Genomic DNA, 18036 nt, shown 5'->3' on the forward strand with positions numbered 1-18036 from the left:
GTGAAACGTGCAAAGTGTAGATGTCGCCATTGTGGGCGGTGGAATGGTGGGGCTGGCGGTTGCCTGCGGATTGCAGGGTAGTGGGCTGCGCGTTGCGGTGCTGGAACAGGCTGAGCCTCAACCGCTGAACGCCGATGCGCCGCCGGCGCTGCGGGTGTCGGCGATTAACGCCGCCAGTGAAACGCTATTGAGCAAACTGGGCGTCTGGCAGGATATCATTGCCCGACGCGCCAGTTGCTATCACGGCATGGAAGTGTGGGATAAAGACAGTTTTGGTCGCATTCGCTTCGATGATCAAAGCATGGGCTTTAGCCACCTGGGGCATATTATTGAAAACGCGGTGATACACCATGCTCTGTGGCAAAAAGCGCAGCGTTGTTCCGACGTCACCTTGCTGGCTCCGGCCCAGTTGCAGCATGTCGCCTGGGGGGAAAATGAAGCCTTTCTTAGCCTGCAGGATGGCAGTATGTTAACCGCCCGGCTGGTGATTGGCGCTGACGGCGCCAATTCGTGGTTGCGCAACAATGCCGACATTCCGCTGACGTACTGGGATTATCAGCATCACGCGCTGGTCGCTACCATTCGCACTGAAGCGCCGCACGAAGCGATTGCTCGCCAGGCGTTCCACGGCGAAGGCATCCTGGCGTTTTTGCCGCTGAGCGATCCGCATCTCTGCTCTATCGTCTGGTCGCTGTCTCCCGAGGCAGCGAAACGGATGCAACAGGCAGAGGCACCCGCTTTCAACCAGGCGCTGAATATTGCTTTTGATAATCGTCTGGGGTTGTGCGCCGTTGAGAGCGAGCGTCTGGTCTTTCCGTTGACCGGCCGCTATGCCCGTCAGTTTGCCGCCCATCGCCTGGCGTTGGTTGGCGATGCCGCTCACACTATTCACCCGCTGGCCGGGCAGGGCGTTAACCTTGGTTTTATGGATGCCGCCGAGCTGATTGATGAACTGAAACGCCTGCATGCGCAGGGTAAGGATATCGGTCAGCATCTGTATCTGCGTCGCTACGAGCGCAGCCGTAAGCATAGCGCAGCGTTGATGCTGGCGGGGATGCAGGGATTTCGCGAGATGTTCTCCGGCAGCCATCCGGCGAAGAAGCTACTGCGCGACATCGGCCTCAAGCTGGCGGATACGTTACCCGGCGTGAAGCCACAGCTTATTCGTCAGGCGATGGGGTTAAACGACCTTCCTGCCTGGTTACGTTAAGTTCGTCACATTTATTTCCCCGGCCTCCGCGCCGGGCTACCCTCGCTCATTTGAAATAATCTAATTTCACCTCTTTTTTCGCATTAGTTTTATTAATGCCGTCTTATTTTCATCACCGATCTTAGGTTTTTAATTCAACATTAAATGTCATAATTTTCTGCTTCATTGGCGATTTTGTTTTATTTTGCGCGGAATAATAGGTGATTTTTTAGTTTAAAGTTCTGTTGGTTGTGCCGTGGATTTTTGTCATAAGCTAATGTGATGTCCTGATTTAGCTTATGGTTTAGTCCGGATTTCGGTGGTAAGTTCAGGCCAAAGAGAACGTTTGCGTCGGTGTTCGTCAGCGATGGCGGCGGCGCGTTTGCGGCGTAAAATCGCTAAAACCAGTGGCTGGTTTCCGTTTTATTCGATGAGGAAAAGATGGCTCAACAGACTCCGTTGTTTGAACAACACACGTTATGCGGCGCGCGCATGGTGGATTTCCATGGCTGGATGATGCCGCTGCATTACGGATCGCAGATCGATGAGCATCACACGGTGCGTCGTGATGCCGGGATGTTTGATGTGTCGCATATGACCATCGTGGACTTTCATGGTAGCCGTATCCGCGAATTTCTGCGCTATTTACTGGCGAATGACGTGGCGAAGCTTACCGTCCCGGGTAAAGCGCTCTATAGCGGAATGCTGACTGCCTCCGGCGGCGTCATTGATGACCTGATTGTTTATTTCCTTTCTGAAGATTATTTCCGCCTTGTTGTTAACTCCGCCACCCGTGAGAAAGATCTCGCCTGGATTGCTCAGCATTCTGAATCCTATGGCCTTGGGGTAACCGTGCGCGACGATCTTTCCCTGATTGCCGTACAGGGGCCGAAGGCGCAGGAGAGAGCGGCCACGCTGTTTACCGAGACCCAGCGCCAGGCCGTTGAAGGCATGAAGCCCTTTTTTGGCGTGCAGTCCGGCGACCTGTTTATCGCCACCACCGGCTATACCGGGGAAGCGGGCTATGAAATCGCGCTGCCGAACGAGCAGGCGGCAGGTTTCTGGCGTGGCCTGCTGGACGCAGGCGTTAAGCCGTGCGGCCTTGGCGCCCGGGATACGCTGCGCCTGGAGGCGGGGATGAATCTTTACGGCCAGGAGATGGATGAAAGCGTCTCTCCGCTGGCGGCGAATATGGGCTGGACCATCACCTGGGAGCCCGCTGATCGTGATTTTATCGGTCGCGAAGCGCTGGAACTGCAGCGTGAAAAAGGCACCGAGAAGCTGGTGGGGCTGGTAATGACTGAGAAAGGCGTCCTGCGCGGTGGCCTGCCGGTCCACTTTAGCGATGCCGATGGTAATCAGAAAGAAGGCATTATCACCAGCGGCACCTTCTCCCCCACACTGGGTTACAGCATTGCCTTAGCGCGTGTGCCGGCAGGCATTGGTGAAACCGCCGTGGTGCAGATCCGCAACCGCGAAATGCCGGTAAAAGTGACGAAACCCGTTTTTGTACGCAACGGCAAAGCCGTGGTGTGATTTCCCCTTTTGGAGATGAATTGATGAGCAACGTACCAGCAGAACTGAAATACAGCAAAGAACACGAATGGCTGCGCAAAGAAGCGGATGGCACCTATACCGTCGGCATCACTGAGCACGCGCAGGAGCTGCTTGGCGATATGGTTTTCGTTGACCTGCCGGAAGTGGGCGCGACCGTTGACGCGGGCGCTGACTGCGCCGTTGCCGAGTCGGTAAAAGCGGCTTCTGATATTTATGCGCCAGTTAGCGGTGAAATCGTTGCCGTCAATGAAGATCTGAACGATTCCCCGGAACTGGTCAACAGCGAGCCATATGCGGGCGGTTGGATCTTCAAAATCAAAGCCAGTGACGAAAGCGAAATCGATGCGCTGCTGGATGCAACCGCATACGAAGCATTGTTAGAAGACGAATAAATACGCGTCATCCTTCATGTTGCAGGTGTGTTGGCCTCCTCGCTTATCCCAGTCACTTACTTATGTAAGCTCCTGGGATTCTCTGCGTCGCCGCCGTCCTGCCATGTGAATGATTTTGCGTATTCGTTTTCGCACGCGTAGGCCCGGTAAGCATTAGCGCCACCGGGCAATTGAGCCAGAGACAACCACGATTCACCGCACGTTTCAGGAACCATCGCCCATGACACAGACGTTAAGCCAGCTTGAAAATAGCGGCGCTTTCATTACACGCCATATCGGACCGGATGCCGCGCAGCAGCAAGAGATGCTGAATGCTGTTGGCGCCGGGTCGCTAAACGCCCTAATCGGCCAGATTGTGCCGCAAGACATTCAGCTTGCCACGCCGCCGCAGGTAGGTGAAGCGGCGACGGAATACGCCGCGCTGGCAGAATTAAAAGCGATTGCCGGTCGCAACAAGCGCTTCACGTCTTACATTGGCATGGGTTATACCGCGGTGCAGCTGCCGCCGGTTATCCTGCGCAATATGCTGGAAAATCCGGGCTGGTACACTGCGTATACGCCTTATCAGCCGGAAGTTTCGCAGGGGCGTCTGGAAGCGCTGCTGAATTTCCAGCAGGTGACGCTGGATCTGACCGGGCTGGATATGGCCTCCGCTTCGTTGCTGGATGAAGCCACCGCCGCAGCGGAAGCGATGGCAATGGCAAAACGCATCAGCAAACTGAAAAACGCCAGCCGTTTCTTTGTCGCCTCTGACGTTCATCCGCAAACGCTGGACGTGGTGCGCACCCGGGCGAAAACCTTTGGTTTCGATGTTATTGTCGATGATGCGGAAAAAGCGCTGGATCACCAGGATGTGTTCGGCGTGCTGTTGCAGCAGGTTGGCACCACCGGTGAAGTTCACGACTACAGCGCGCTGATTAGCGAACTGAAGTCGCGTAAAGTTATCGTTAGCGTGGCCGCTGACTTTATGGCGCTGGTGCTGCTGACGGCGCCGGGCAAGCAGGGCGCGGACATTGTGTTCGGCTCTGCGCAACGCTTCGGCGTGCCGATGGGCTACGGCGGCCCACACGCGGCGTTCTTTGCCGCCAAAGATGAATTTAAACGTTCCATGCCGGGCCGTATTATCGGCGTATCGAAAGATGCGGCGGGAAATACCGCGCTGCGCATGGCGATGCAGACTCGCGAACAGCATATCCGTCGCGAAAAAGCCAACTCCAATATTTGTACTTCACAGGTGCTGCTGGCCAACATCGCCAGCCTGTATGCCGTTTATCACGGCCCGGTTGGGCTGAAGCGCATTGCTAATCGCATTCACCGCCTGACCGACATTCTGGCGGCGGGCGTACAGCAAAAAGGGCTGAAACTGCGTCACGCGCACTATTTTGACACCCTGTGTGTGGAAGTCGCGGATAAAGCCGCCGTTCTGGCGCGCGCGGAAGCGGCAGAGATCAACCTGCGCAGCGACATCCACAACGCCGTTGGCATCACGCTGGATGAAACGACAACCCGCGAAAATGTGCGGCAACTGTTCTCTGTCCTGCTGGGTGACGACCACGGCCTGAACATTGATACGCTGGATAAAGATGTGGCGCTTGATAGCCGCTCAATTCCGGCCTGCATGTTGCGTGATGACGCGATCCTGACGCATCCGGTATTTAACCGCTACCATAGCGAAACGGAGATGATGCGCTATATGCATGCGCTGGAGCGTAAGGATCTGGCGCTGAACCAGGCGATGATCCCGCTGGGTTCCTGTACTATGAAGCTCAATGCCGCCGCCGAGATGATCCCCATCACCTGGCCGGAATTTGCGGAACTGCATCCGTTTTGTCCGGCAGATCAGGCGGAAGGGTATCATCAGATGATCAGCCAGCTTTCTGACTGGCTGGTGAAACTGACGGGCTATGACGCCGTGTGTATGCAGCCGAACTCTGGCGCACAGGGCGAATACGCGGGTCTGCTGGCGATTCGTCATTACCACGAAAGCCGCAATGAAGGGCATCGTGATATCTGCCTGATCCCCGCTTCGGCTCACGGCACCAACCCGGCTTCAGCGCATATGGCAGGAATGCAGGTGGTGGTAGTGGCCTGCGATAAAAACGGCAATATCGACTTAGCGGATCTGCGGGCGAAAGCGGAGCAGCATGCGCAGAACCTCTCCTGCATCATGGTCACTTACCCATCCACCCACGGCGTGTACGAAGAAACCATTCGTGATGTGTGCGAGATAGTGCATCAGTTCGGCGGTCAGGTTTATCTTGATGGTGCCAATATGAACGCGCAGGTCGGCATTACCTCTCCGGGTTTTATCGGCGCAGACGTTTCGCACCTCAACCTGCATAAAACCTTCTGCATTCCGCACGGCGGCGGCGGCCCGGGTATGGGGCCGATCGGTGTGAAATCGCATCTGGCGCCGTTTGTTCCGGGTCACAGCGTGGTGCACATCGAAGGGATGCTGACCCGTCAGGGCGCGGTGTCTGCCGCCCCGTTCGGCAGCGCATCCATTCTGCCGATCAGCTGGATGTACATCCGCATGATGGGGGCGGAAGGGCTGAAGCAGGCAAGTCAGGTGGCGATTCTGAACGCCAACTATATCGCCAGCCGGCTGAAAGATGCATTTCCGGTGCTGTATACCGGTCGTGATGGCCGCGTGGCGCACGAGTGTATTCTCGACATCCGTCCGCTGAAAGAAGAGACCGGCATCAGCGAACTGGATATTGCCAAGCGTTTGATCGACTACGGCTTCCATGCGCCGACCATGTCGTTCCCGGTGGCGGGTACGCTGATGGTTGAACCGACGGAATCGGAAAGCAAGATGGAGCTGGATCGCTTTATCAATGCGATGCTGGCGATTCGCGCGGAAATCGATCGCGTGAAGGCCGGTGAGTGGCCGCTGGCGGATAACCCGCTGGTTAACGCGCCGCACACGCAGGGCGAACTGGTGAGCGAGTGGAACCATCCTTACAGTCGCGAGCTGGCGGTATTCCCGGCAGGGCTGAACAATAAATACTGGCCGACCGTGAAACGTCTGGATGATGTTTACGGCGATCGTAACCTGTTCTGTTCCTGCGTACCGATCGCTGAATATCAGTAATCGGCTGATTCGACTATCTTTTAAAGGCGCTTCGGCGCCTTTATTTTTAGGAGAAATGATATGGCAATAGCACTGGTTACCGGCGGTAGTCGTGGGATAGGACGGGCGACGGCTCTGCAACTGGCAGAAGAGGGCTATACCGTCGCGGTTAACTTTCATCACAATATTCGAGCGGCTACAGAGGTCGTGAATTCGATTATTGCCGCAGGCAGGAATGCCTTTGCTTTGCGTGCCGACATCAGCGATGAAAGCCAGGTTATGGCGATGTTCGAAGCCATCGATCGCGAAGCTGAGCCGCTGAGCGCGTTGGTGAATAACGCCGGGATTTTGTTTGAACAGAGCACGATAGAAAATTTAACCGCTGAACGGATTAATCGCGTACTGGCGACCAATGTGACAGGCTATTTCCTCTGTTGTCGGGAGGCGGTAAAGCGGATGTCCAGAAAGCACGGGGGGCAGGGTGGTGCGATTGTTAATGTTTCATCTGTGGCATCGCGGCTGGGAGCGCCTTTCGAATATGTTGACTATGCGGCGTCAAAAGGGGCCGTGGATACGCTCACTACCGGGCTGGCGCTGGAAGTAGCGGCCCAGGGGATTCGCGTGAACTGTGTGCGCCCTGGTCTTATCTATACCGAAATGCATGCTTCCGGCGGTGAGCCAGGGCGGGTTGATCGCGTTAAGTCGATGCTCCCTATGCAGCGCGGCGGCCAGCCGGAGGAGGTCGCGCAGGCCATTGTCTGGTTACTGAGTGAGAAAGCTTCGTATGTGACGGGGAGTTTTCTTGAATTAGCGGGTGGAAAATAAACGCCCGGTAGCGCTAATTGCTTACCGGGTCTATGGTTTTGTAGGGCGTTGCAAGCGTAGCGCCGCCCGGCGTGGCTGAGTTAGAGCGTTTCGCCGTTGCTGGCGATAACCTCTTTATACCAGGTAAAACTTTTCTTCCGCGAGCGTGACATATCGCCGCTGCCGTCGTCATGCTTGTTGACGTAGATAAAGCCGTAGCGCTTGCTGTATTGCCCGGTGGTGAATGAAACGCAGTCGATGCAGCCCCACGGCGTATAGCCCATCAGATCCACGCCATCATAGGTCACCGCTTTGATCATCTCTTTAACGTGCGCGCGCAGATAGTCGATACGGTAATCGTCGTTGATGCTGCCGTCTTCTTCCACTTTGTCGTAGGCGCCAAAGCCATTTTCGACGATAAACAGCGGCTTCTGATAGCGTTCATACAGCTCGCACAGGGAATAACGCAGGCCGACCGGGTCAATCTGCCAGCCCCAGTCGGAGGCTTTGACGTGCGGATTCGGCACGCTGCCCTCGAAGCCGGAAATGGCATCGCCGCTACCGCCTTCTGCTTTTACCGCGTTAGTCATGTAGTAGCTGAAGCCAAGATAATCGCAGGTGCCTTCACGCAGGATCTCCGCGTCGCCAGCGTCCATGCTGATGTTAAAGCCGCGACGTTCCCATTCGTTCAGCACATAAGACGGGTAGTAGCCGCGTAACTGAACGTCGGTAAACACATAGCGCTCACGCATGGATTCCTGCGCGAACATGACATCTTCCGGATTACAGGAAAAGGGATAGAGCGCAACCATCGCCAGCATACAGCCGACCTTCATCTCCGGGTTGATGCGGCGTGCCGCCTTCACCGCCAGCGCGCTGGCGACGAACTGGTGATGCAGCACCTGATACATGGTTTCTTCCGGGTTTTCATGTTCGGTATACACCACGCCGGAACAGCAGTAGCCAAACAGCGGCGCGCGCCAGTTGCGCTGGTTGTTGATCTCGTTGAAGGTCATCCAGTATTTGACTTTGTGCTTGTAGCGCTCAAATACCACCTCCGCGAAGTGGACGAAGAAATCCACTACTTTACGGTTGGTCCAGCCGCCGTATTGCTGTACCAGATGCAGCGGCATTTCAAAGTGGGAGAGGGTGATGACCGGTTCGATGTTGTATCTGAGCAACTCATCGAACATATCATCGTAGAATTTCAGCCCTTCTTCGTTCGGCTGCGTCTCGTCACCCTGCGGGAAAATGCGGGTCCAGGCGATGGAGGTGCGAAAGCATTTAAAACCCATCTCGGCGAACAGCTTAATATCGTCTTTATAGTGACCGTAAAAATCGACCGCTTCATGGTTTGGATAATATTTACCCGCTACGACTTGTTGGGTGATTTCACGCGGTACGCCATGCGCCCCGCCCGTCAGCACGTCGCAGATGCTTGGCCCTTTTCCGCCTTTGTTCCAGCCGCCTTCAACCTGATGAGCGGCAACGGCGCCGCCCCATAAGAAATCTTTTGCTAAGGTGAGTTTTTTCATTGTTGCTCAATCTCAAATTAATACAATCTGGTTTGAGTCTAACAAAGAGAATATAAATGTCACGATATAACAATTTACCCGGCGTGGGATTTGTTACATCGAAAAAACATCCTGTTATTTTCAGATGAGTTTGCGCGCTAATTTACGTCCCAGCGTTTCAAGAATATAAATCACCGGGATCTGCGTGGTAATATCATAACCGCCAGCAATACGCGTTTGCGGCACATGCCAGGAGAGATTGAAATCGGCCAGCTTTGCCAGCCGCGAGTGTTCGTGGCTGGTGATGGACATCACCTTGCAGCGATGCAGGCTGAACTGGCTGGCGAAGCGCAGGATCTCTTCGGTTTCACCGGAGACGGACAGCACAATTGCCAGCGCATGACGCGCCATATCACTGGTAACCGGAAAATAAGGATCGTCGATATGATTACTGAATTTTCCGACGTTAGAGAAAAAGCGTGCGCCATATTTTGCCAGCGCACCGGAGGTTCCGGCGCCGACGAAAATAATTCTCTCGGAAGCGAGAATAATATCGACCGCCTGGGCGAGTAGCTGGTCAAATTCATCGTTATTCACGCTTTTAAAAAAGCTTATTATTTCGCTGGCGCCAAAATTGGCCTGTTGCGGCTCATCCTGCTCTAAATATAATTTAAAGCGTACGCGAAACTCCGAGTAACCTTCGCACTGTAGCTTGCGGCAGAAGCGCAGGACGGTAGTCGTCGAGACCCCGGCGGCTTCCGCCAGTTCGCGGATGGTCATGTACATCACTTTGTCGCGATTTTTAATGACGTAGTGATAGACCATCATCTCAAGATTATTGAGACTGGCGATAGCGGCGTGGGAGAAGATACTCACAGGGCAAACTCACAATTCATAATGACCAGGACGGAATGATATCATGCAGCCAAATGACATCACTTTTTTTCAGCGTTTTCAGGAGGACATCCTCGCCGGGCGCAAGACCATTACCATCCGCGATGCGTCTGAATCGCACTTTAAAGCGGGCGATATTCTGCGCGTTGGCCGCTATGAAGATGATGGCTATTTCTGCGCCATTCGCGTACTGGCGACATCAACGGTGACTCTGGATACTCTGAGTGAATTGCAGGCTCAGCAGGAAAATATGACGCTGCCGCAGCTGAAAAAGGTAATTGCAGAGATCTATCCGCATGAAAAGCAGTTTTATGTGATTGAATTTGAAAAGCTTTAATTAAAAAGCGAACGACTGTTAGTTGAAATTTATCTGTAACTTTATGATTTTATATTGTTAATAAATATTCACCTTTTTATTTTAGCTAACAGGTGTTCACTGGAATCATTCTCAGTTAACCTAAGTGAGCATTGAAAGCGTACTTGTTTTCGGAGTCAACTATGGTTCGCAGACCATTAATCACCCAGGGATATTCTCTGGCAGAGGAAATTGCCAACAGCGTCAGTCATGGGGTCGGCCTGGTATTTGGCATTGTCGGTCTGGTGTTGTTGCTGGTTCAGGCGGTAGATGCGAATGCCAGTGCTACAGCCATTACCAGCTACAGCCTGTACGGCGGCAGTATGATTTTGCTGTTTCTTGCCTCCACGCTCTATCACGCGATTCCGCATCAGCGGGCCAAGCTCTGGCTGAAAAAGTTCGACCACTGCGCTATCTACCTGCTGATCGCCGGAACCTATACGCCATTCCTGCTGGTAGGGCTAAATTCGCCGCTATCCCGCGGGCTGATGATAGTGATCTGGAGTCTGGCGCTGCTGGGGATCTTGTTTAAGCTGACAATTGCGCATCGTTTCAAGATCCTCTCTTTGGTGACCTATCTGACAATGGGCTGGCTGTCGCTGATCGTCGTCTATCAACTGGCGATTAAACTCTCGGTGGGCGGTGTGACGCTGCTGGCGGTTGGCGGCGTGGTCTATTCGCTGGGCGTGATTTTCTACGTCTGCAAGCGCATTCCGTACAATCATGCGATCTGGCACGGCTTTGTGCTGGGCGGCAGCGTATGCCATTTCCTGGCGATTTATTTGTACGTGGGGTAGGTTTAATAAAGCGTCATCGGGAAACTCCCTCCGACCATGTTGTGCGCTCGACGTTTTAGAGCGCCGCCTCCGGGGAGACGGCTCTGCTAAGGCTATAATCGGGCCTTAACGCTCTTCCAGCGAATATGGCAGCGGCATGATGCTCAGGCTACCGGTGTCATCACGTACGCGGAAGACGCTGTCGGGCTCCATATCGTTATTCATCACCACTTGCACCAGCAGATGACCATCGTCTAACTGCACCGCGGCTAAAACGGTGCCGGTACGACGCCAGTTTTCACCCATTTTTAGCTCCAGGTCTTCCCCGGCTTCCGGTACGCGGCTGGCTTTCCCCGCCAGAGACCACAGGGCGCGCTTGTTGGCGCCCCGGAATTTAGCACGGGCAACCATTTCCTGACCGGTATAGCAGCCTTTCTTAAAACTGATACCGCCCAGCGCCTGTAGGTTGGTGGCTTGCGGAATAAACTGCGCGCTGTTGGCGCTATCAATAACCGGCAGACCGGCTTCAATATTCAGCGCCAGCCACTGCTGGCTGTTATTAAGCTGGGCTTCACCGCGCAGAGCGTTGGTGATGCGGGTAGCGGTTTCCACATCGGTCACCAGCAGGAAACGTTCAGCCGGATGCGCAAACCACAGCAGGCTAGTGGCGCCTTCGCTGACAACCTGTTTTTCGGCATGAGGCAATTCGCCAAACAGCGGCGCCAGCGCGGCGCGCGCCTGGAAACCGGCGACGCCTAACAGCACGAGGTCATCATTGGCGGCGATCGTCACTTTAGAAAATACTGCGTATTTTTTTAGCTCGGTCAGTTGCGCTTCACGCAGGCTGCGGCGTTCAATCCACGCAAACCCCTCGTTACGGCGGAAAACGCGCAGGTTGCTCCACATCTTGCCTTTGGCGTCACAATGCGCGGCAAGCAGATGCTGCTCGTCGGTCAGGTGACTGACGTCGGCAGTAATCTGCCCCTGCAGATATTTCTCGCCATCCGGGCCGGTAATCGTCGCCAGCGCCCAGTCATCCAGCGTCATCAGCGTTAACGGCAGGCGAGCGGAAGAGGAGGGCTGACGCGGAGGAAAAGGTGTAAAAGCCATAGTCATATCCTGAATAGCTTAACGCAGAGTGTGCGACTAATGGTAAAAGAGCTATTGCGCAATGCAAGCGCTTTCGCCAGGCCACGAGTGCCCTTAAACGCCAGAGCGAAGGCAAGGGAGAAGAATAAATATCCCCACAAGTCGGCATGGCGCCGGGCGCGTTAATCGTGGGGGAGGCATTCAGCAAAACCCGGGTATTTTTAGGGATTTCATGGAATAGCGTTCGCGAATCTTGATATTCCAGTGAAGTCGATAGCGAAAACGCGTTAAACTAAGCAATATCTCTGTGCAGGAATGACAACATGGACATTAACAATAAAGCTCGTATCCACTGGGCATGCCGTCGGGGTATGCGTGAACTTGATATTTCCATCATGCCGTTTTTCGAGCATGAATACGATTCGTTGAGCAATGGCGACAAACAGTTGTTTATCCGCCTGCTGGAAAACGACGATCCGGATTTATTCAACTGGTTAATGAATCATGGTGAGCCGGCTGATGCAGAACTGCAACGGATGGTAAAATTAATTCAGACACGGAATCGGGAACGTGGTCCTGTGGCAATCTGATTTACGCATCTCATGGCGAGCGCAGTGGTTCTCACTGTTGCTGCATGGCATCGTGGCGGCGCTGGTGCTGCTGATGCCCTGGCCGCTAAGTTATACCCCACTCTGGCTGATACTCTTGTCGCTGGTGGTGTTTGACTGCGTGCGTAGCCAGCGGCGGATCCACGCCCGACAGGGTGAAATAAAGCTGCTGATTGACTCTCGCTTACGCTGGCAAAAAACGGAGTGGGCGATTATCGGCACGCCGTGGGTGATCAGCAGCGGAATGTTGCTGCGGCTGCGGCATATGGAAGACCACCGGACGCAAAATTTGTGGGTTGCGGCGGATAGCATGGATGCGGGAGAGTGGCGCGATTTGTGTCGGCTGGTGTTACAGAAACCCACGCAAGATTAAGCGACTGGCCCATCAGAACTATTTTACTTGCTATTTTGCACCAGGGCAGTGCCCGGCAACATACCAACCTATTTTGAACACTCTTCCGGGCGGCCCGGAGAGCGAACGTCGCGAGTCAGTCCTTATAGACTCCATCTGCGTTTCGGTTGTTGTACGCTGTTGAGGCTGGCTGTGACAACAACGTCGGATAGGCCTGGCCTGTGCGCGGACTCAGGCAAACTGCTCGGCCATTTCGCCGAGAATTTGCTCGCACCAGCTCTGAATACGTTCATCGCTCAGGTCGTACTGGTTCGTTTCGTCGAGCGCCAGGCCAACGAACAGTTGACCATCGGCGATAACCGGTTTGGCGCTGGTGAATTCATAGCCCTCGGTTGGCCAGTAGCCGATAAACGTCACGCCTCTGGTCGCCAGCTTGTCGTGCAGCATACCGAGCGCATCAAGGAACCATTCGCCGTAGCCTAACTGGTCGCCCATACCGTACAACGCCACAATCTTACCCTGCAGATCCAGGGTATCGAGCTGCGACCAGACAGCCTCCCAGTCTTCCTGGATCTCGCCAAAATCCCAGGTCGGAATGCCGAGGATCAGCACATCATATTGCGTCATCAGGGCAGGGGAGTCATCTTTCAGGTTGTGTAGCGTCACCAGTTCAGGGCCGATGATATCGCGTATTTTTTCTGCCGCCATTTCCGTATAGCAGGTGCTGGAACCGTAAAAAAGACCTATGTTCATCGCGAAAACGTCTCAATTCTTGCTGTGACTTTGGCGTAGTGTACCAGAAAGGTCGCGCCAGCCTGCAACTCGAATTATTTAGGGTATAATGACGCCGTTTTAATAAGCAAAGAGGCCGGAGTGGAACAGGATCTCGGACAAATCGAGCAGTTTCTTGATGCTTTATGGCTGGAGCGTAATCTGGCGGAAAACACGCTAAGCGCCTATCGTCGGGACCTGACGATGGTGGTCGAATGGTTGCACCACCGCGGGCTGTCGCTTGCCAGCGTTAGCGGCGAAGATCTCCAGTCGCTGCTGGCGGAGCGGCAAACCGGCGGCTATAAAGCCACCAGCACCGCGCGCTTGCTAAGCGCCGTGCGCCGTTTCTTCCAGCACCTTTATCGGGAAAAAATCCGCCCGGACGATCCCAGCGCGCGGCTGGCATCGCCAAAGTTGCCGCAGAGGCTGCCGAAGGATCTGAGCGAGGCTCAGGTTGAGCGTCTGTTACAGGCACCTCTGGTTGAACAACCGCTTGAGCTGCGCGATAAAGCAATGCTGGAAGTGCTGTACGCCACCGGTCTGCGCGTGTCAGAGCTGGTTGGCCTGACCATGAGCGACATTAGCCTGCGTCAGGGCGTGTTGCGCGTGATCGGGAAAGGTAATAAAGAACGACTGGTGCCGTTAGGCGAAGAAGCGATACTGTGGGTTGAGAATTACCTTGAGTACGGGCGTCCCTGGCTGCTGAACGGCGCGGCATCCGATGTGCTTTTCCCGAGTCAGCGCGCGCAGCAGATGACGCGACAGACGTTCTGGCATCGAATTAAGCACTATGCCGTACTGGCGGGGATTGACAGCGAAAAGCTCTCTCCGCACGTGTTGCGCCATGCTTTTGCTACGCATTTGCTTAATCATGGCGCCGACTTACGCGTGGTGCAGATGCTGTTAGGACACAGCGATCTCTCCACGACGCAGATCTATACCCATGTGGCGACCGAGCGTCTGCGACAACTTCATCAACAGCATCACCCGCGTGCGTGAGTGCTGAAAAAAGGACTGAGTATGAAAAAAGGTTTACTGATGTTCACCCTACTGGCAACCACTTTGTCCGGCGCGGCACATGCCGATAGCGCGGCGATTAAACAGCTGTTGACCAGACTGGGGGTTCAGAGTTCGGACGTTCAACCTTCTCCGATCAAGGGTATCAGCACCGTGTTAACGGAAAGCGGCGTGCTGTATGTTACGGATGATGGTAAGCATATTATCCAGGGGCCGATGTATGACGTTAGCGGCGCGCAGCCGGTGAACGTCACTAATACGCTGTTGGCGAGTAAGCTGAAGGCGCTGGAAAAAGAGATGATTGTTTATAAAGCGCCGCAGGAAAAGCAGGTTATTACCGTTTTCACTGATATTACCTGCGGCTACTGCCATAAACTGCATGAACAGATGCGCGATTACAACGCATTGGGCATTACGGTGCGCTATCTCGCTTTCCCTCGACAAGGCCTGCAAAGCGAAGCCGAGCAGAATATGAAGGCTATCTGGTGTGCGAAAGATCGTAACAAAGCGCTGGATAATGCGATGAGCGGCAAAAGTGTTGAGCCCGCGAGCTGCGATATTGATATCGCTAAACACTACACGCTCGGCGTGCAGTTTGGCGTTAACGGTACTCCGGCGATGGTGCTGAGTGACGGCACGCTTATGCCAGGCTATCGGGATCCTAAGGATCTGAAAGCACTCCTTGATGAGTATCAAAAACAAACGAGCGGTAACTGATACGCGTGAAACAACAGATACAACTACGCCGCCGTGAGGCGGTTGATGGCGTCGATTTACCTGCCAGTCTCCCGCCTCTGCTGCAACGCTTGTACGCCAGTCGCGGCGTGCGCAGTGCGCAGGAGCTGGAGCGCGGCGTGAAAGGCATGCTGCCGTGGTCACAGCTGAGCGGGGTCGAAAAAGCGGTTGAGATGCTCTATGGCGCATTTAAACAGGCGCTGCACATTGTGGTGGTCGGCGATTTTGACGCCGACGGCGCCACCAGCACCGCGCTAAGCATACTGGCTCTGCGGTCGATGGGCTACGGTAATGTTTCCTATCTGGTGCCTAACCGCTTTGAAGATGGTTATGGCCTAAGCCCGGAGGTGGTCGCTCAGGCTCACGCTCGCGGTGCGCAGATGATTATGACCGTTGATAACGGTATTTCATCCCATACGGGCGTCGAATATGCTCACTCGCTGGGTATTCCGGTGCTGGTGACCGATCACCACCTGCCGGGAGATACGTTACCCCCGGCGGAAGCCATTATTAACCCTAACCTGGTCGACTGCGAATTCCCGTCGAAATCGCTGGCCGGGGTTGGCGTCGCTTTTTACCTGATGCTGGCGTTGCGCACTTTTTTGCGTGATAAAGGCTGGTTTGACGAGCACCGCATTGCGCCGCCGAATCTGGCGGATCTGCTCGACCTGGTCGCGCTCGGTACCGTGGCCGATGTGGTGCCGCTGGATGCCAATAATCGCATCCTGACCTGGCAGGGGCTGAGCCGTATCCGGGCGGGGAAATGCCGCCCTGGCATCAAGGCGTTGCTGGAAATTTCTAATCGCGATCCGCAAAAGCTGGCGGCCAGCGATCTGGGCTTTGCTCTCGGACCGCGTCTGAACGCGGCGGGGCGGCTGGACGATATGTCCGTCGGTGTCGCATTGTTGCTATGCGACAACATCGGCGAAGCACGGATGCTGGCTAATGAACTTGATGCGTTAAACCAGACGCGCAAAGAGATAGAGCAGGGCATGCAGGCGGAAGCGCTGGCCTTGTGCGAGACGCTGGAGCACGGCAGTGAGGCGCTGCCTGGCGGGCTGGCGATGTATCATCCGCAGTGGCACCAGGGCGTGGTCGGCATTCTGGCTTCGCGCATTAAAGAGCGCTTTCACCGTCCGGTTATCGCTTTTGCGCCTACCGGGGACGGAACGTTAAAAGGGTCCGGTCGGTCGATCCCGGGGCTGCATATGCGTGATGCGCTGGAACGCCTGGATACGCTCTACCCTGGTATGATCCTGAAGTTTGGCGGTCATGCTATGGCGGCGGGACTGTCGCTGGAAGAGGTGCGTTTTGCCGAATTTCAGCAACGGTTTGGCGAGCTGGTGACTGAGTGGCTCGATCCCGCGCTTTTGCAGGGGGAAGTCGTCTCCGACGGCCCGCTGGCGGCGGCGGAGATGAGCATGGAAGTCGCGCAAATGTTACGTGATGCCGGTCCCTGGGGGCAGATGTTCCCGGAGCCGCTGTTTGACGGGCGCTTTCGCCTGTTGCAACAGCGGCTGGTGGGCGAACGTCATCTGAAAGTGATGGTTGAGCCTGTTGGCGGCGGCCCGCTGCTGGACGGTATCGCGTTCAATGTCGATACTTCCATCTGGCCGGATAACGGCGTGCGCGAAGTGCAGCTTGCCTATAAGCTTGATATCAACGAGTTCCGCGGCAACCGTAGCCTGCAGCTGATTATCGACCACCTCTGGCCAAATTGACAACAGTATATTAATAAGAGCGCGAATCCGGTAGAATTCCGCTCTTATCACCGCATTTTGACGAATCCATTAAAAGAAACCGATCATGTTTGAAATAAATCCGGTAAAAAACCGCATTCAGGACCTTACGGAGCGCTCGGACGTTCTTAGGGGGTATCTTTGACTATGATGCCAAGAAAGAGCGTCTCGAAGAAGTAAACGCCGAGCTGGAGCAGCCGGACGTCTGGAATGAACCCGAGCGCGCCCAGGCGCTGGGTAAAGAGCGCTCCTCGCTGGAAGCCATCGTTGATACGCTGGATCAAATGTCTCAGGGGCTGGAAGATGTCTCTGGCCTGCTGGAGCTGGCCGTTGAAGCCGACGATGAAGAGACCTTTAACGAAGCCGTCGCTGAGCTTGACGGACTGGAAGAGAAGCTGGCGCAGCTGGAGTTCCGCCGTATGTTCTCCGGTGAATATGACAGCGCCGATTGCTACCTTGATATCCAGGCGGGTTCCGGCGGAACCGAAGCGCAGGACTGGGCCAGCATGCTGATGCGTATGTATCTGCGCTGGGCGGAAGCGCGCGGCTTTAAGACCGAGATTATCGAAGAGTCCGAAGGCGAAGTGGCGGGCATTAAGTCCGTGACCATCAAGATTATCGGCGACTACGCCTACGGCTGGCTGCGTACCGAAACCGGCGTTCATCGTCTGGTGCGTAAGAGCCCGTTCGATTCCGGCGGCCGACGCCACACCTCTTTCAGCTCCGCGTTCGTTTACCCGGAAGTGGATGACGATATTGATATCGAAATTAATCCGGCGGATCTGCGCATTGACGTTTACCGCGCGTCCGGCGCGGGCGGTCAGCACGTTAACCGGACGGAATCCGCGGTGCGTATCACCCATATCCCGACTGGCTTAGTGACTCAGTGTCAGAACGACCGTTCACAGCACAAGAACAAAGACCAGGCCATGAAGCAGATGAAAGCGAAGCTTTATGAGCTGGAGATGCAGAAGAAAAATGCTGAGAAGCAGGCGATGGAAGATACTAAATCCGACATCGGCTGGGGTAGCCAGATCCGCTCTTATGTGCTGGATGACTCCCGCATTAAAGATCTGCGTACCGGGGTGGAAACCCGTAACACTCAGGCGGTGCTGGACGGCAGCCTGGATCAATTTATCGAAGCAAGTTTGAAAGCAGGGCTATGAGGAAC

At 54.9% G+C, this 18036-nt stretch carries 17 protein-coding genes; 13 read left to right on the forward strand and 4 right to left on the reverse strand.

Annotated elements, in window-relative coordinates; all coding sequences use genetic code 11:
- Nucleotides 1-7: 7 nt before the first annotated feature.
- From ubiI to ABK821_RS00415, 5 genes are all read left to right on the forward strand, one after another.
- The gene (gene ubiI, locus ABK821_RS00395) at nt 8-1210 is read left to right on the forward strand and encodes an FAD-dependent 2-octaprenylphenol hydroxylase (RefSeq protein WP_343178123.1); all 1203 of its coding nucleotides are present in this window, start codon (nt 8-10) and stop codon (nt 1208-1210) included.
- Nucleotides 1211-1630: 420 nt separating this feature from the next.
- Nucleotides 1631-2725 carry a glycine cleavage system aminomethyltransferase GcvT gene (gcvT, locus tag ABK821_RS00400; RefSeq protein WP_308560642.1) on the forward strand — a complete coding sequence of 365 codons (1095 nt, stop codon included), beginning with the start codon at nt 1631-1633 and terminating at the stop codon, nt 2723-2725.
- Nucleotides 2726-2748: 23 nt separating this feature from the next.
- The gene (gene gcvH / locus ABK821_RS00405; protein WP_138360785.1) at nt 2749-3138 is read left to right on the forward strand and encodes a glycine cleavage system protein GcvH; all 390 of its coding nucleotides are present in this window, start codon (nt 2749-2751) and stop codon (nt 3136-3138) included.
- A gap of 220 nt (nt 3139-3358) precedes the next feature.
- Nucleotides 3359-6232: an aminomethyl-transferring glycine dehydrogenase gene (gcvP, locus tag ABK821_RS00410; protein WP_142502654.1), complete on the forward strand. Its 2874-nt coding sequence runs from the start codon at nt 3359-3361 to the stop codon at nt 6230-6232.
- A 60-nt stretch (nt 6233-6292) separates the two neighbouring features.
- On the forward strand, nt 6293-7036 hold the full coding sequence (locus ABK821_RS00415) for an SDR family oxidoreductase (protein ID WP_138360783.1): 744 nt from the start codon (nt 6293-6295) through the stop codon (nt 7034-7036).
- An 80-nt stretch (nt 7037-7116) separates the two neighbouring features.
- Here ABK821_RS00415 and ABK821_RS00420 read toward each other — a convergent pair whose 3' ends face one another.
- Together ABK821_RS00420 and ABK821_RS00425 are read right to left on the reverse strand one after the other, a co-directional pair.
- Complete coding sequence (locus tag ABK821_RS00420) at nt 7117-8550, reverse strand: 6-phospho-beta-glucosidase (RefSeq protein ID WP_142502653.1); 1434 nt, start codon at nt 8548-8550, stop codon at nt 7117-7119.
- A gap of 120 nt (nt 8551-8670) precedes the next feature.
- On the reverse strand, nt 8671-9399 hold the full coding sequence (locus ABK821_RS00425; RefSeq protein ID WP_138360841.1) for a MurR/RpiR family transcriptional regulator: 729 nt from the start codon (nt 9397-9399) through the stop codon (nt 8671-8673).
- Nucleotides 9400-9448: 49 nt separating this feature from the next.
- On the opposite strand from ABK821_RS00425, the gene yqfB reads away from it, so the two are divergent.
- Both yqfB and ABK821_RS00435 read left to right on the forward strand, forming a co-directional pair.
- Nucleotides 9449-9760, forward strand: a complete 312-nt coding sequence (gene yqfB / locus ABK821_RS00430; protein WP_138360781.1) for a N(4)-acetylcytidine aminohydrolase — start codon at nt 9449-9451, stop codon at nt 9758-9760.
- 161 nt (nt 9761-9921) lie between these two features.
- Nucleotides 9922-10575 (forward strand): hemolysin III family protein, encoded by a 654-nt coding sequence (locus ABK821_RS00435; RefSeq protein ID WP_138360780.1) that lies wholly within the window; start codon nt 9922-9924, stop codon nt 10573-10575.
- 105 nt (nt 10576-10680) lie between these two features.
- On the opposite strand, the gene ygfZ is transcribed toward ABK821_RS00435, so the two are convergent.
- On the reverse strand, nt 10681-11664 hold the full coding sequence (ygfZ, locus tag ABK821_RS00440; protein WP_142502647.1) for a tRNA-modifying protein YgfZ: 984 nt from the start codon (nt 11662-11664) through the stop codon (nt 10681-10683).
- 302 nt (nt 11665-11966) lie between these two features.
- Here ygfZ and sdhE point away from each other — a divergent pair, with 302 nt between their 5' ends.
- On the forward strand, nt 11967-12233 hold the full coding sequence (gene sdhE / locus ABK821_RS00445) for an FAD assembly factor SdhE (protein WP_138360778.1): 267 nt from the start codon (nt 11967-11969) through the stop codon (nt 12231-12233).
- Complete coding sequence (locus tag ABK821_RS00450) at nt 12214-12624, forward strand: protein YgfX (protein WP_138360777.1); 411 nt, start codon at nt 12214-12216, stop codon at nt 12622-12624. Before sdhE ends, ABK821_RS00450 begins: the two co-directional genes overlap by 20 nt.
- 210 nt (nt 12625-12834) lie before the next feature.
- On the opposite strand, the gene fldB is transcribed toward ABK821_RS00450, so the two are convergent.
- Nucleotides 12835-13356, reverse strand: a complete 522-nt coding sequence (gene fldB / locus ABK821_RS00455) for a flavodoxin FldB (RefSeq protein WP_138360776.1) — start codon at nt 13354-13356, stop codon at nt 12835-12837.
- Nucleotides 13357-13476: 120 nt separating this feature from the next.
- Between fldB and xerD the strand changes: the two genes are divergently transcribed.
- The 4 genes from xerD (at nt 13477) to prfB (ending at nt 18031) form a co-directional block, all read left to right on the forward strand.
- Entirely contained in the window at nt 13477-14373 is an 897-nt protein-coding gene (xerD, locus tag ABK821_RS00460; RefSeq protein ID WP_138360775.1) for a site-specific tyrosine recombinase XerD, read from the forward strand.
- A gap of 21 nt (nt 14374-14394) precedes the next feature.
- Nucleotides 14395-15108, forward strand: coding sequence for a bifunctional protein-disulfide isomerase/oxidoreductase DsbC (dsbC, locus tag ABK821_RS00465; protein ID WP_138360774.1), 714 nt, complete (start codon nt 14395-14397; stop codon nt 15106-15108).
- Nucleotides 15109-15113: 5 nt separating this feature from the next.
- Nucleotides 15114-16847, forward strand: a complete 1734-nt coding sequence (gene recJ, locus ABK821_RS00470) for a single-stranded-DNA-specific exonuclease RecJ (protein ID WP_343178121.1) — start codon at nt 15114-15116, stop codon at nt 16845-16847.
- 85 nt (nt 16848-16932) lie between these two features.
- Nucleotides 16933-18031 (forward strand): peptide chain release factor 2 gene (gene prfB / locus ABK821_RS00475; protein WP_138360772.1). Its coding sequence is split into 2 segments (ribosomal slippage): nt 16933-17007 and nt 17009-18031, totalling 1098 coding nucleotides; the frame shifts between segments, so codons are not numbered across the junction.
- Nucleotides 18032-18036 lie beyond the last annotated feature (5 nt).

The organism is Klebsiella sp. KE9456 (assembly GCF_043832615.1).
In the GTDB taxonomy this organism is placed as follows: Bacteria; Pseudomonadota; Gammaproteobacteria; order Enterobacterales; family Enterobacteriaceae; genus Klebsiella; species Klebsiella indica.